Origin of the sequence: Rhodococcus sp. H29-C3, assembly GCF_030063405.1 — a bacterium.
Taxonomy (GTDB): Bacteria; Actinomycetota; Actinomycetes; order Mycobacteriales; family Mycobacteriaceae; genus Rhodococcoides.
In genome coordinates this window covers 424,347-438,601 of sequence record NZ_JASITC010000004.1, presented here as the reverse complement: position 1 = coordinate 438,601, position 14,255 = coordinate 424,347, and the positions used below count along the sequence as shown (strand labels likewise).

Sequence of the window (14,255 nt, the reverse complement as noted above, 5' to 3'; positions counted from 1 at the left end):
AATCCTTCTCGGGATGGTCGGATCAGCGACGCATGAACGACGGTACGTCTACCTCATCTTCGCCCTCTTCTTCGGACACCGGGACACGTCGCCCGGTCCCGGGCACACTGTTGGACGGCGCACTGCGTGACTCCGAATTCGGCAGCGGCGGAAGACTACTTCCACTCGGAGTGCCCGCGGAATCACGAAAGACTCCCGCCGAACTGGTCGAATCCGTTGGCCTCGACGAGGACACTTCGCCGGACCGGGCCGATCCGACGGATCCGCGTGCATTTCCTGGCGCAGCTTCCACAGGTCGACGGGTCGGGGTGCCACCGTCGAACCCGGCGGCGATCACTGTGACCCGCACCTCGTCACCGAGCGAATCGTCGATGACCGTGCCGAAGATGATGTTGGCGTCGATGTGAGCAGCTTCTTGCACCAGCGATGCAGCCTCGTTGATCTCGAACAGGCCCAGGTCGGATCCACCGGCGATCGACAGCAGTACACCTCGGGCGCCTTCCATCGACGCTTCGAGCAACGGCGAATTGATGGCAGATTCCGCAGCCTTGATGGCCCGACCCTCACCGCGTGAGGAGCCGATTCCCATCAGAGCACTACCGGCGCCGGACATGACACCCTTCACATCTGCGAAGTCGACGTTGATCAACCCTGGAGTCGTGATGAGATCGGTGATGCCCTGGACTCCGTTGAGCAGTACCTCGTCGGCACTTCGGAATGCATCCATCAAACTGACGGCCGCATCTCCCAACTGCAGCAGCCGATCATTGGGGATCACTATCAGCGTGTCGCAGGACTCACGAAGCTGCTGAATTCCGGTGTCGGCCTGGCCGCCACGACGCTTGCCCTCGAACGAGAACGGTCGCGTGACGACTCCGACAGTCAGAGCACCGAGTTTGCGGGCGATATTCGCGACGACGGGCGCGCCACCGGTGCCGGTGCCACCGCCTTCACCCGCGGTGACGAAAACCATGTCGGCCCCCTTGAGGACCTCCTCGATCTCGTCTTTGTGATCGTCTGCCGCGCGGCGACCCACTTCGGGATCCGCTCCGGCACCGAGTCCGCGAGTCAGCTCGCGACCTACATCGAGTTTGACGTCGGCGTCGCTCATGAGAAGTGCTTGAGCATCGGTGTTGACCGCGATGAACTCGACTCCTTTGAGTCCCTGTTCGATCATCCGGTTGACCGCGTTAACGCCGCCGCCGCCGATGCCGACGACCTTGATTACGGCGAGGTAGTTGTGCGGGGGCGTCATGGGCTCTCGCCTTCCGTGGTTGTTTGTCTGGGCTGTCGGGTGCGGGATAGTCTCAACCTGAACCATAGGCTTAGAGTTATGTCAAGTACCCGACTTGATGAACGCTATTGATCGGTGCAACCTTCTGCCATTAGGCGCGCCGGGCACCGCGAAAAGATTTTGCTTCAGACCGTACCTGCCGGTCACTCGGACAGCTACTTGATGGTCGGTAGATCTGGGCTCGATACATCCAGAACCTGTCCAGGCTGAGACAACAATGTAAGCGCCACAGCGGATTTGCGCTCCGAATTGTCGCTACTCCCCCACACGAGGGTCCTTCCGTCGAGCAACGAAAGGGAGACCTCCGATATCGAGCTCGCGCGAACCTCGCCGACTTGACCACGCAGAGCGTCAGGCATCGAATCCAGAACGGCGAGTCCGCTTGTCGTAGCTGCATCCCCTGGACCGGGTGTATCGGTCACCAAGCGCACGACTCCCGGCGGGGGCGTACCGACCGCAAAGTCGACGCCGTCCTTATCGAGCAGGTGAGTTCCGTCCGGCTCGTCCACGAACGCCACAGGCACTCGTTCCGTCACCGTCACTCGCACGGTCGACGGATACATCCGTTGAACGCGAACCGACGCCACTGCCGGGATAACCGCCACACGCTGTGCAGCTGATCCGACATCGACCCGAACGAGCTTCTCCCCCAGCAGAATGCCGAGGTCCGTGACAATTTCTTCCTCGGACACCGTCACGTTTCCGGTGACCTCGATCTTGCGGACCGACAACACTGGAGTGAGGTACACCAGTGCAAATCCCGCCACGATCACGGCCACCACCGCCGCCGCGATCAGTCCCAGTTTGCGACGCGACCGTGAGACACGCAGACGTTCCGCTTCTCGAGCCTCGCGCCTGCGCTCACGGTCCTTCGCCTCGTGCGATGCGGCCGCCGAATTCACACCGGTATTCGACCTACCATCGAATTCGGCGTTCTTCGGTGTGACCACAGATTTCGGTCTTGTCTTGGACGTGCGGTCGGGCTTGGCGGCCCGGCGTCTACTCCCCCGCTCGGGCCGACCGGTCACTCCGATGCCCGACCTTGCCCGATCCTGAAGTCGGTCTTCGACCGCAACGCATCGAGAATCGGTCCGGCCAACATCGTGACGTCGCCTGCTCCCATGGTGATGACCACATCTCCGGGGCCGGCCAGCGCGGCAACCTGCTTGGCCACCAAAGACAGATCCGGCTGATAGTTCACCGGAACGGTCACCGCCGCTGCCACCAGAGCACCGGTCACCCCGGGGAGCGGTTCTTCGCGCGCGCCGTATACATCGAGTACGACCACCTCGTCGGCAAGGCTCAGCGTCGTACCGAACTCGGAAGCGAAAGTTTCGGTCCGCGAATACAGGTGAGGTTGGAAGACCACGATCACCCGTCCACGCTCGTCTGGGCCCGCGACTCCAGCGACGAGTTGCTGTGCCGCAGTCAGAACTGCACGGACCTCCGTCGGGTGGTGCGCATAGTCGTCGAAGACACGAACGCCGTGTTCGCGACCACGGAGCTGGAAGCGGCGATGAACGCCACCGAATCCGGCGAGACCGGACAGTAGTTCATCGACCCCGGCCCCTACCTGACATCCTGCGCTGAACGCGGCGAGAGCATTGAGCGCTGTATGACGTCCGGGAACCCCCAGACGCAACGTCCGAGGTTTCTCCTCACCCTCGACCAACAACTGGGCCACACCCCCGACATCCTCGGGTTCCCAATTCAGAAGACGGACCGCCATCTCGACCTCGCCCGCATCGACGTTCGCCGATCCGTAGCCGAGCACCCGAACCCCTGACAGGCGGCGTGCGTGAATACGCTGAGCGAGGGCGGCGGACCCCGGGTCGTCCATGCAGGCGATCAACACCCCTCCGGGTTCGAGCAAAGCCGCGAAATCGTCGAATACCTGTACGTAGGCCTCGGTCGTGCCGAAGTAGTCGAGATGATCGGCCTCGATATTGGTGACGATCACGACGTTCGGGCTGTACTGCAGCAGGGATCCGTCGCTCTCGTCCGCTTCGGCTACGAACACGTCGCCGCTGCCATGGTGCGCATTGGTACCGGCCTCGTTGAGCTCACCGCCGACGGCGAAAGAGGGGTCGAATCCGCAATGTTGCAACGCAACCACGAGCATCGACGTCGTAGAGGTCTTTCCATGGGTCCCGGACACCAGCAGGGCCCGATACCCGTCCATCAACGAGGACAACACCGCAGGCCGCAGCACGATCGGAATACCCCGCTCCTCGGCTGCGACGAGTTCGGGGTTGTCTTTCGGAATCGCAGCGAGCGTCGTGACTACGACTGTGGGTCCACCCGGCAGCATGTCCAACGCTGAACTGTCGTGCCCGACTCGGACTTGGGCACCACGTGCACGAAGCGCTAGAACACCGCGGCTCTCCTTGGCATCGGATCCAGAGACCTGGCCGCCACGAGCCAGCAGAATCCGTGCGATGCCCGACATACCGGCACCGCCGATACCGACCATGTGCACCCTCGCGAGCTCGGCTGGAAGCTCGGACATGTCCGTCCTTTCACCCGTCACGACAGTGACGATTCGTTTGGTCGAGCCGAGGCGACGTCGACCACGATCTCGGCAACCGTAGCTGCAGCGTCGCGATGACCCGCACTCCCCGCTGCGATGGACATAGCAGCGATCCGCCCGGTGTCGGTGATCAAGTCCACGATCACGCTACCGACGTAGGAGGCGTCGATCTGCGCGTCCTGCACCAGTATCCCGCCCCCCACATCGACGACAGGCCGAGCGTTCAGTTCTTGCTCGCCGTTGCCGTGCGGCAACGGTACATACACAGCGGGCAGCCCCGTCGCCGACACCTCGGCCACGGTCATGGCACCGGAGCGGCACATCGCCAGATCCGCGGCCGCGTAAGCCAGCTCCATGCGGGTGAGGTACGGAACAGCAATGTACGCAGTCGTTGCTCCTTCGATCGACTCGACGTCGACGGTGTTCTTCGGGCCGTGTGCATGCAGGACCGAGACCCCCGCGGCGGCGAGTTCGGCTGCGGCGCCGGACACTGCGTCGTTCAGCGAGCGTGCACCTTGCGATCCGCCGAACACCAGTAGCACGGGGCCGTCCGCAGGCAACCCGAAGTGGGCTCGCGCTTCTCCACGGCGAGACGCTCTGTCCAGCCCGGTGATCGTGGGTCGGACAGGTATTCCGACTATCTCTGCATCCTGCGCGCCGCGAGCGGATACGCCCGATCCCGGCACTGCCGCCAGCACCCGAGTAGCCAGACGGGCACCGACCTTGTTAGCAATCCCTGCACTGGCGTTGGCCTCGTGCAGAACGATCGGTATGCGTCGACTGTCACGAGCGCACCGCGCCGCGATGTAGGCGGGGAGAGCGACGTATCCGCCGAATCCCACGAGCACATCCGCTTCGGTCTCGGAGAACACTTTCTTGGTCCTACGCACCGATCGAACGAGTTGTCCCGGCAATCGCAGCAAATCGAGTGTCGGTTTGCGCGGAAGCGGAACAGGAGGAATCAGTGCAAGCGGATATCCACGCGCCGGCACGAGGGTGGTCTCGAGTCCACGCTCGGTTCCGAGCGCGGTGATGCGCATCTCGGGATCGAGGGCGCGTAGTGCGTCGGCGACGGCAAGGGCAGGCTCGATGTGTCCTGCAGTCCCTCCGCCCGCTACGACTACGGACAGTGCTCTGGTGACCGGCGGTCGAGTTCGTGCATTCACCGTCGATATCCTTGCCCATCGGGGTGGTTGCGCCGCGCGCCGGGTTGCCTCGGGACCCGACGGCGAGGATCGGACCGTTGTTCACCTGGGGCCCCACGACGTGCTCGATTCGGTGCCCCGCCTACCTGCGCGTGTTCACGCGCGGCCGAACGACCGCTCTCTGCACGTGCCGCAAGCCGACGGCGGTCCTCCTGGTCGAGGGCAGGCCTGGTCGATTTGGATCGAGCGGCGGCTGCGCGCAGAGGCGAGAACGACGCGGGCATCGGAAGCCGGAGCACTCGATCGAGCCGGCTGTCCCTGCCTGCGTGCAACGCCGCGATCGCTTCGGGTTCGTGTCTCGCAGCGTTGGCGATGATACCGAACATGAGCAGCGTGATCGCGGCAGAAGATCCACCGTAGGACACCAGCGGCAGCTGCAGACCCGTCACCGGAAGAAGCCCGACGACATAGCAGATATTGATCATCGCCTGAGCGAAGATCCAGGTCGTCGAACCGGCCGCCAGAAGACGAAGGAACGGATCGACGGATCGCATGGCAATGCGGAGGCCGGTGTATACGAACAGGGCGAAAAGACCCAATACTGCCAGGCACCCGATGAAGCCGAGCTCCTCGCCGATGATCGCGAAGATGAAGTCGTTGTGCGCGTTGGGAAGATAGCTCCACTTGGCGCGGCTCTGACCGAGGCCGACACCGAAGGGTCCACCGTCGGCCAGGGAATACCGCGCTTGCTTGGACTGATATCCCAGACCCTGCGGATCGTCCCCCGGGTTGAGCCATCCCTTGATCCGGTCCGAGCGATAGCCCGCAGTGAATGCCAGCACTGTCGCGGCGCCGATTCCGCCGACCACCAGGATTCCGAACAAACGAGCATTGAGCCCGGCGAACCACAAGAGCGAGACGAGGATGATGCCGATGGCAATGGCCGTACTCAAGTTCGGCTGCAGCACAACCAGCGCGCACATCAACAACGATGCAGGTACCAATGGGATGAGTAGCGACTTCAAGCTGGCATGCTCGCTGCGCCGCGAGGCCAGCAGATGTGCACCCCACAAGACGAGCGTGACTTTGGCTAGTTCGGAGGGCTGGAACGAGACTCCAGCGATGTTGAACCATCGACGCGCACCGTCCGCGCCTTCGGATCCCACACCCGGAATCAAGACGAGCATCAGCATGACCACCGAAATGCAGAACAGCGGGAACGACAGCTTTCGAAGCATCCGAACCGACATACGCAGCGCAATGTAGAACGCAACGACACCGAGTGCGACGCCGATCAGCTGCTGTGTGAAGAGTGAATAGGCGGAGCCGTCCGTCGCATAGGCCTCGGCAGCGGAAGAGGACAGCACCATGACCAGCCCGAGGATGGTGAGCAGGGCCGCAATGGTGACAATCAGATGGAACGACGCAAGCGGTCGGCGCATCCACAAGCCGATTCTGGTCCGTGGTCCGGCGTTGGACGGGCCGGAGCCGGGTCGAGATCGACCGGTAGCGGTACTCACGTTACCGGCCCGACGCCGCGACCGATATCCGCGGAGTCGAGATCGACTACGGCCTCGGCGAAGCTGCGACCGCGATGCCCGTAGTCGACGAACATGTCGAGAGACGCCGCTGCCGGGGCCAGCAACACGGCGTCGCCCGGCCGCGCTCGACGTGCTGCCTCCTGGACGACCGCCCGCATCACTACGTCAGCATCTTCAGCAACATGAGTCACATCAGCATCGTCTCCCGCCGGATACCGCACAACTGGAACATCCGGCGCGTGTCGCGCCACCGCCTCTGCGATCTGCGTCCCATCGCGGCCGATGACAAGTGCGGCGACGAGACGCGGAGCAATCTCGACGACGAGTTCGTCGATGGCAGCGCCCTTCAGCAGCCCCCCTGCGATCCACACGACGCGGGGATACGCGAGGAGCGAAGACCGCGCAGCATGCGGGTTCGTGGCCTTCGAATCGTCCACGAACGTCACTTCGTTCGTCGTGCGAACCACGGCGCCGCGATGGGGCCCGACCTCGTAAGTACGAATACCGTCGGCCACATGCTCCGCACCGACGCCGATCGCACGGGCCAGAGCAGAGGCTGCGAGCGCGTTCATCCACCCGGCGGGACCTGCGGGCAGCACTGCCGTCACCGGCACGATCTGCTCACGATCGGCGAACGCGTTGTCCACCAAGTGATCACCGATGATGCCGAACTCGCCGGCCGCAGGCTCGGACAGTCGGAATCCGATCACACGGTCCGCCGTCGATGTCGCCGAGAGCGCGGCGGCGCGGGCGTCGTCGAGACCGACCACAGCGATATCACCGTTCAGCGCCCGGGCCTTGGACTCGACGTAACCATCCATGCCACCGTGCCAATCGAGATGGTCTTCCGCGATATTGAGCACTGTCCCCGCGGCGGGACGCACCGATGGCGCCCAGAACAACTGGAAAGACGACAGTTCGACGGCCAACACCTGCGGATGCGGCGAGAGCCGAAGGGCACCGAGTATCGGCAGACCGATGTTCCCGCACGCGACGCTGTCGATCCCTGCGGACTTCAAGATCGACGCCAGCATCGACGTTGTCGTAGTTTTGCCGTTGGTACCGGTGACGACCAGCCACCGCGTCGGCGGGCCGTAGATTCCGGCGCGATCGATCCGCCACGACAACTCCACGTCGCCCCAGATGGGAACACCGTGGCTCGCCGCCGCCGCCAACACCGGCGAATCAGCTCGTAATCCAGGGCTCGTCACCACCAGTGCGACGGCACCGATTCGATCGGTGTCAGCGAGTAGCTCGTCCTGCAACACGACGCTCGCTCCGAGTGCGCGAGCGTTGTCCAGCGCAGCCGGATCCGAGTCGGTGACCAGAACCTCCGCTCCCAACTCGAGAAGCGGCGGCACCGTCGCCAAGCCGGACACGCGAGAGCCGGCGACAAGGACGGTCCGTCCCCGTAGCCACGAAAGATCTTCGTCGTATCCGGTCGCGTCGGCAGTCTCGGACACGTGTATCTACCCTCCGATTGCAGCGAGATATTCGCTGTAGAACAGCGCCAACCCGACGGCCGACGCGATGGCGGCCAGAAGCCAGAATCTGATGATTACCGTGGTTTCCGCCCACCCGGCGAGCTCGAAGTGATGATGGAACGGGGCCATTCGGAACACTCGTCGTCGACTGGAGCGGAAGACCGCAACCTGGATCACGACCGACGCTGCCTCGGCAACGAACAGTGCAGCGATGACCACCATGATCAGCTCGGTCCTCGTCACGATGGACAATCCGGCAAGCAGACCGCCCAACGCCAAGGACCCGGTGTCACCCATGAATATCTTTGCGGGCGCGGCATTCCACCACAGGAATCCGATACACGCACCCGCCGCCGCCGCGCAGATCAGTGCAAGGTCGAGCGGATCGCGAACGTCGTAGCAACCGGGCCCGGGGTTCGTGGAACATGCCTGGCGGTACTGCCAGAACGTGATGACCGTGTACGCACCGAGAACCAACGTCATCGAACCCGCCGCCAGACCGTCGAGTCCGTCGGTCAGATTGACCGCATTGGACCAGGCCGTCACCAGGAAGTAGCACCACACGATGAAGACGATCGAACCCATGCTGACGGTGGCGATGTCACGCACGTAGGACAGTTGGGTACTTCCGGGGGTGAGCCCGTTCGGCCCTCGGAACTGCAGGGCAAGGACGCCGAAAATTACTGCGGCAAAAAGTTGACCCACCAGCTTGGCAGTCTTGTTCAGGCCGAGATTTCGCTGCTTACGAATCTTGATGAAGTCGTCGAGGAAACCCACCAGGCCCAGCACCGTGGTCAAACCCAGAACCAGAAGGGCCGAAGCCGACGGCCCGTCCGCTTCGTAACCGATACCGATGAGATGCGAACCCCAGTACCCGGCCCACAGCCCGGCGAGGATCGCAACACCGCCCATCGTGGGAGTCCCGCGCTTGGACTGGTGACTTGCGGGCCCCTCGACCCGAATCTCCTGCCCGAATCCTTGCTTCGAAAACGCCTTGATCAGCACAGGCGTGAGCAGGATCGCCACAGCGAGTGCAATGCCTCCGGCGAAGAGGATCTGTCTCACTGCGATTCCTCCGGTGTCATCGTCTCGTTCTCTCCATCTGCCTCGTTCGGCGCTTCCAGCAACGCATCGGCCACCGACCACAACGCGACCGACTGCGAAGCCTTCACCAGCACGATGTCACCGGGCAACACCTCTCGTCGCAAAACCGCGATTGCCTCCGCATCGCTGGACACGAGCATCGACTCCTCACCCCACGACCCTTCCATCACCGCGCCCTGGTGGAGCGCTCGTGTCGGACGACCGGAGTCGACGATCACCAGACGACTCACATCGAGTCGCACGGCAAGCCTGCCGATCGCGTCGTGCTCGATGACAGATTCTGGACCCAGTTCACCCATTTCACCCAATACGGCCCACGTCCGTCGACGCGGCCCGCTGCCCGAGCGCGACATCGAAACCAATGCTTTGAGCGCCGCCCGCATCGAGTCGGGATTGGCGTTGTACGAATCGTTGACGACGGTCACCCCGTCGGGACGGGTACGAACATCCATTCGGCGAACCGAGGTGGCATTGGAACCCGCAAGCGCGGTTGCGATCGTCTCCAGGCTCGCGCCGCATTCGAGGGCCACGGCGGCCGCGGCCAGCGCGTTGCCTACCTGATGTTCACCGTGGACGGCGAGAGCGATGCCGATGCTCCCGGTGGAGGTAACGAGAGTGAAGCTCGCACGGGCGTCGGCGTCGAGCTCGACGTCCGTTGCTCGAACATCGGCTTCTACCGAATGCCCGACAGTAACCACTCGAGCCGACGTCCGTGACCTCATCGACAACACCAGCGGATCGTCCGCGTTGAGAATTGCCACTCCGCCGTTCGCGGCATCCGGAAGCGCTTCGATCAATTCGCCCTTGGCAAGCGCGATCTTCTCTCTCGATCCGAACTCGCCGAGATGGGCCGTTCCCACGTTCAGGACGACGCCGATTCGCGGAGGCGCGATTGAGGCCAAAGCGGCCACGTGCCCCACACCTCGCGCCGACAACTCGAGAACCAAGAACTTCGTGGATTCGTCGGCCCGAAGGGCCGTCCAGGGATGGCCCAGTTCGTTGTTGAACGACCCAGGCGGCGCAACAACGGAACCCAGTGGTGCCAGTACCGAGGCGAGTAGATCCTTCGTCGATGTCTTTCCCGAGGATCCGGTCACGCCGACGACCGTCAGAGACGTCGTATTCGCCAGGTCGACAACAGAGGCACGAGCCAATGCAGCCAACGCGCCGAGAACTGCGGCTCCTGATCCATCGCTATCGTGTTCGAGAGCCATGGCTCGACCGTCGTGCGCAACGGGTTCGACCACGATTGCGGGCACCCCGACAGGACGGGCGGCTAGGACGGCTACGGCACCCGCGGCCACCGCTGCGGCTGCGTGGTCGTGTCCATCGACCTTTGCTCCCGGCAACGCCAAGAACAGACCTCCCGGGGTTACCTTGCGGGAATCGAACTCGACCGACCCGTCGACGATCCGCGACGGGTCCGGCACCTCGTGCAGGGTTCCGCCGACGATGGTCGCGATCTGTTCGAGCGTCAACGCTTTCACGATGGATCTCCTGCTTCTGCGTCGATCCTGCTGTCGATGGCGGCAGCAAGAACCACCCGATCATCGAATGGATACTTCACACCCGCAATGTCCTGTCCGGTTTCGTGGCCCTTTCCCGCGACCAGAACGACGTCGCCCGCCCTGGCCCACTTCACAGCCTCGGTGATGGCGGATTCTCGGCCGGCTACGTTTCGGACCTCCCCGCGCGCCTGCGGGTCGACCGCCAGCGCCCCGTCGAACATCGCGTCTCGGATCGCCGACGGGTCCTCCGAGCGTGGATTGTCGTCGGTGATCACCAGCAGGTCCGCCCCGCGCGCTCCGGCGGCGCCCATCAACGGGCGCTTCGCTTTGTCTCGATCACCGCCCGCACCGAGGACCACCGCAATTCGCCCCGAGGTCTGTTCTCGCAATGTCTCGATGACGGCTTCGACTGCGGCAGGCTTGTGTGCGTAGTCGACCACCGCCAGAAAGTCCTGGCCGCGAACGATGCGTTGCACCCTGCCGGGGACGTCGACCTCGGACATACCGCGGATCGCGCGGCGGACGTCTACCCCTGCCGCCGAACATGCTGCAGCGGCAAGTACCGCATTGGCAATGTTGTATCGGCCGGGTAGCCGAATTTCGGCGGGGTAGCTCGCGCCGCCCGGTTCGACGATCGAAAAAGTCTGCGTGCCGTTGGCTTCCTTCGACCAGTTTGCGATCGTCCAATCGGAGTGCGCAGCGACCGAGGCTGTCACGACGCTCGTGCCGGCCGCACGAGCTATCTCGGCCATCCGCTTTCCCCAATCGTCGTCGATACACACGACGGCCGAGCGGCTTCGGACACGCGACTCAGCGGTGAACAGTCGACTCTTCGCCTGGAAGTAGTCCTCGAGGGAACCGTGGAAGTCCAGATGATCCTGTGACAAGTTGGTGAAAGCGCCGACCGAGAACACCGTGCCGTCGACGCGGCCCAGCGCCAAGGCATGACTGGACACCTCCATGACCACCGTGTCGATGCCGCGTTCGAGCATCACCGCGAACAACGCGTGCAATTGAGGGGCTTCCGGAGTGGTGAGGGCACTCGGGACCCTGGAGCCGGCCATCTTCGTCTCGATGGTCCCGATCAACCCCGTCACCCTGCCTGCAGCGACCAAAGCGGCCTCGAGAAGATACGCCGTCGTCGTCTTTCCGGACGTGCCGGTAATACCGATGACGGTCATGTTCTCGGAAGGATTGCCGTAGACGAGTGCCGAGACGGTGCCGAGGATCATCCTCGGACTTTCGTGAAGCAAGACCGGCACCGGCAACTGCGGATACTTCCCACGCACGATGCCCATGCCCTCGGAATCGGTGAGGATCGCGACGGCACCCCGGTCCAGCGCGTCCTCGACGAACGTCGCACCATGTACAGACGATCCAGGAAGCGCCGCGAAAAGGTCGCCGCGCTCGATGCCCTGAGCACGCAGGTCGATGCCGGTGACAGGAATTCGCTGCGTCACCTCACCGTCTACGACCACCGCGTTCGACGCGTCGGCAAGGTCCTCGACCGACGTGTGGGGCGGCTTCGACGGGCGAAACGCCGTCGGAGCAGGCTGAGGCACTTCTGGCACGGTCACTGTGCTCCTTTCTGCCCGGCTGCGAGGATGTCTCGGGTCCGCCCGGGGGCGCGGTCGTCGACACTGATATCAAAACCCCCGAATGTGCGGAAGAGGCCGACGAGTCAGGTTACCGGCGAGTGCACCCGGACCCGAATCGGGAGCTGGCCCGATTCGTCGATCGCGATCACAGAGCAGAAGCTAATCATGTCAGTCGGCCTGCAGAACCAGTTTGCGTCCGGGATCGGCCGACAGTGGCACGCTGTCGCGCTGAAGCATCCAGCTAGCGATGTTGTGGAATAGCGGCGCGGCAGACTGACCACCCGATCCGTCGGCACTCCGCGACGGTGCGTCGAGCATTATTCCAATCACGTACCGCGGATCGTCGGCGGGCGCGATCCCCGCGAACGTGATCCAGTAGTTCGAGTTCGAGTAGCACTTGCACTCCGGGTCGACCTGCTGCGCCGTACCGGTCTTTCCGCTGATCTGGTAGCCGGGAACACCGGCCGCCACCCCGGTTCCCCGTTGGTTGCCGGTGTCGTCCTGAGTGACAGCGCGAAACATGTCGCGGACGGTCGATGCAGTCTGCGGGCTGACGACGTATACGCCCTCCGGCTGCTCGGTCTCGGTCGTATCTCCGCTCGGACCCGTCGTCGAACGAATGATCCGTGGTGGAATCCGAACACCGTCGTTGGCGATGGCCTGGTACATGGCCGTCATCTGGAGCAGTGTCATCGACAAACCCTGCCCGATAGGAAGGTTGGCGAATGTGCCGCCCGACCATTGGTCGCGGCTCGGGACACTGCCGGCACTCTCCCCCGGTAGACCGACGTCACTACGCTGACCGAGCCCGAAACGGGACAACATATCGGCGTATCGATCCTCGCCCACACGCTGGGCGAGCATCAGAGTCCCGACGTTGGAGGACTTCCCGAACACTCCCGTCGTCGTGTACGGAGCCACGCCGTGCTCCCATGCGTCCTTGACCGAGACGCCGGACATGAAGATGTTTCCAGGTACCTGCAGAACCTCGTCCGGTGTTGTAAGACCGTATTCGATCGCAGCTGCCGCAGTGATGATCTTGTTCACCGAACCGGGCTCGAAGGGCGTCGTGACAGAGAGATTACCCATCTCCTTGTTCCTGTCATTGTTGCCGACTCCGACACCTGGATTGAAAGTGTTGTCGTTCGACATGGCAAGAACCTCACCGGTATGCACGTCCTGCACGAATGCGGAAGCATCCTTGGCACCGGACAGATCCTTCGCCAACTGCACCTGCTGCTGCACGTAGTACTGAAGGTCGGCATCGATCGTCAACTCGACACTCGAGCCGTTGACGGCGGGTTGCTTGTCACGCCAGCTACCCGGAATGACAGCACCGTCGGACCCACGATCGTAGGTCTGAGAACCATCGGTACCGGCAAGGGTCGAATCGAGTGAATCCTCCAGCCCGAGAAGGCCGTGCCCGTCCCAACCGGTGGCTCCCACCATGTTCGCGGCAAGCGATCCACCCGGGTATTCACGGATGTCCTGTCTTTCCAGTCCTACTTCGTCGAATTCCTTGCTGAGCTTGGTTGCGATCGTCGAGTCGACTCCACGCACGAGGTAGGTGAATTCGTCGTTGCTCTTCAGCTTCGCGAGGATGTCCTTTTCGCTCGCGATATCACCGAGTTCATCGTGAAGTCCGGCAGCAATGGCCTTCAGACGATCGTCGGTTCCCGGCTTGGTCGGATCCTTGGCTCGCGCCTCGTCCAACTCTTTACGAACACGGACCGGCTGGAACGTCAGCGCTTTGGCCTCCATCGTGAACGCGATCGGCTTGCCGTTGCGATCGGTGATAGCGCCTCGGGTAGCAGGATCGACCAGCGTGGTCGTGCGTTGCGACGCCGCCTCTGCCGACAGCCGAGACCCATCGATCCCCATGATCCACAAGAGCTGCAGCGCAACGACTGCGAGCACACCGAACATCAGAACTCTGCCGAAGCCGCTCCGGAAGCCGAACGACGACGCGTCGAACCGCCCTCGGCGAGGGTTTCGAGGCGGCAGGGACGATCCTGATGGTCGAGTCGCGGGCCTCCTGGCGCCGTCTCGCG

Annotated in this window: 10 protein-coding genes; all 10 read right to left on the bottom strand. The window is 63.3% G+C overall.

Annotated features, from left to right (window positions below; all coding sequences use genetic code 11):
• Nucleotides 1–22: 22 nt before the first annotated feature.
• Nucleotides 23–1,255, bottom strand: coding sequence for a cell division protein FtsZ (gene ftsZ, locus QMK32_RS12205; protein WP_269303997.1), 1,233 nt, complete (start codon nt 1,253–1,255; stop codon nt 23–25).
• 194 nt (nt 1,256–1,449) lie between these two features.
• Nucleotides 1,450–2,322 carry a cell division protein FtsQ/DivIB gene (locus QMK32_RS12200; RefSeq protein WP_283475202.1) on the bottom strand — a complete coding sequence of 291 codons (873 nt, stop codon included), beginning with the start codon at nt 2,320–2,322 and terminating at the stop codon, nt 1,450–1,452.
• Nucleotides 2,319–3,803, bottom strand: a complete 1,485-nt coding sequence (murC, locus tag QMK32_RS12195; RefSeq protein ID WP_283475201.1) for a UDP-N-acetylmuramate--L-alanine ligase — start codon at nt 3,801–3,803, stop codon at nt 2,319–2,321. The genes QMK32_RS12200 and murC overlap by 4 nt, the downstream gene beginning before the upstream one ends.
• Nucleotides 3,804–3,820: 17 nt before the next feature.
• A complete protein-coding gene (gene murG, locus QMK32_RS12190; RefSeq protein ID WP_502943587.1) occupies nt 3,821–4,999 on the bottom strand; it encodes an undecaprenyldiphospho-muramoylpentapeptide beta-N-acetylglucosaminyltransferase in 1,179 nt (392 codons plus the stop codon).
• The gene (gene ftsW, locus QMK32_RS12185; RefSeq protein ID WP_283475199.1) at nt 4,987–6,411 is read right to left on the bottom strand and encodes a putative lipid II flippase FtsW; all 1,425 of its coding nucleotides are present in this window, start codon (nt 6,409–6,411) and stop codon (nt 4,987–4,989) included. Before ftsW ends, murG begins: the two co-directional genes overlap by 13 nt.
• A gap of 74 nt (nt 6,412–6,485) precedes the next feature.
• Nucleotides 6,486–7,973: a UDP-N-acetylmuramoyl-L-alanine--D-glutamate ligase gene (gene murD / locus QMK32_RS12180; protein WP_283475198.1), complete on the bottom strand. Its 1,488-nt coding sequence runs from the start codon at nt 7,971–7,973 to the stop codon at nt 6,486–6,488.
• 6 nt (nt 7,974–7,979) lie between these two features.
• Nucleotides 7,980–9,059: a phospho-N-acetylmuramoyl-pentapeptide-transferase gene (gene mraY, locus QMK32_RS12175; RefSeq protein ID WP_084346613.1), complete on the bottom strand. Its 1,080-nt coding sequence runs from the start codon at nt 9,057–9,059 to the stop codon at nt 7,980–7,982.
• Complete coding sequence (locus QMK32_RS12170) at nt 9,056–10,585, bottom strand: UDP-N-acetylmuramoyl-tripeptide--D-alanyl-D-alanine ligase (RefSeq protein ID WP_283475197.1); 1,530 nt, start codon at nt 10,583–10,585, stop codon at nt 9,056–9,058. Before QMK32_RS12170 ends, mraY begins: the two co-directional genes overlap by 4 nt.
• Complete coding sequence (locus QMK32_RS12165; RefSeq protein ID WP_283475196.1) at nt 10,582–12,183, bottom strand: UDP-N-acetylmuramoyl-L-alanyl-D-glutamate--2,6-diaminopimelate ligase; 1,602 nt, start codon at nt 12,181–12,183, stop codon at nt 10,582–10,584. The genes QMK32_RS12170 and QMK32_RS12165 overlap by 4 nt, the downstream gene beginning before the upstream one ends.
• A gap of 189 nt (nt 12,184–12,372) precedes the next feature.
• A complete protein-coding gene (locus QMK32_RS12160; RefSeq protein ID WP_283475357.1) occupies nt 12,373–14,208 on the bottom strand; it encodes a peptidoglycan D,D-transpeptidase FtsI family protein in 1,836 nt (611 codons plus the stop codon).
• Nucleotides 14,209–14,255 lie beyond the last annotated feature (47 nt).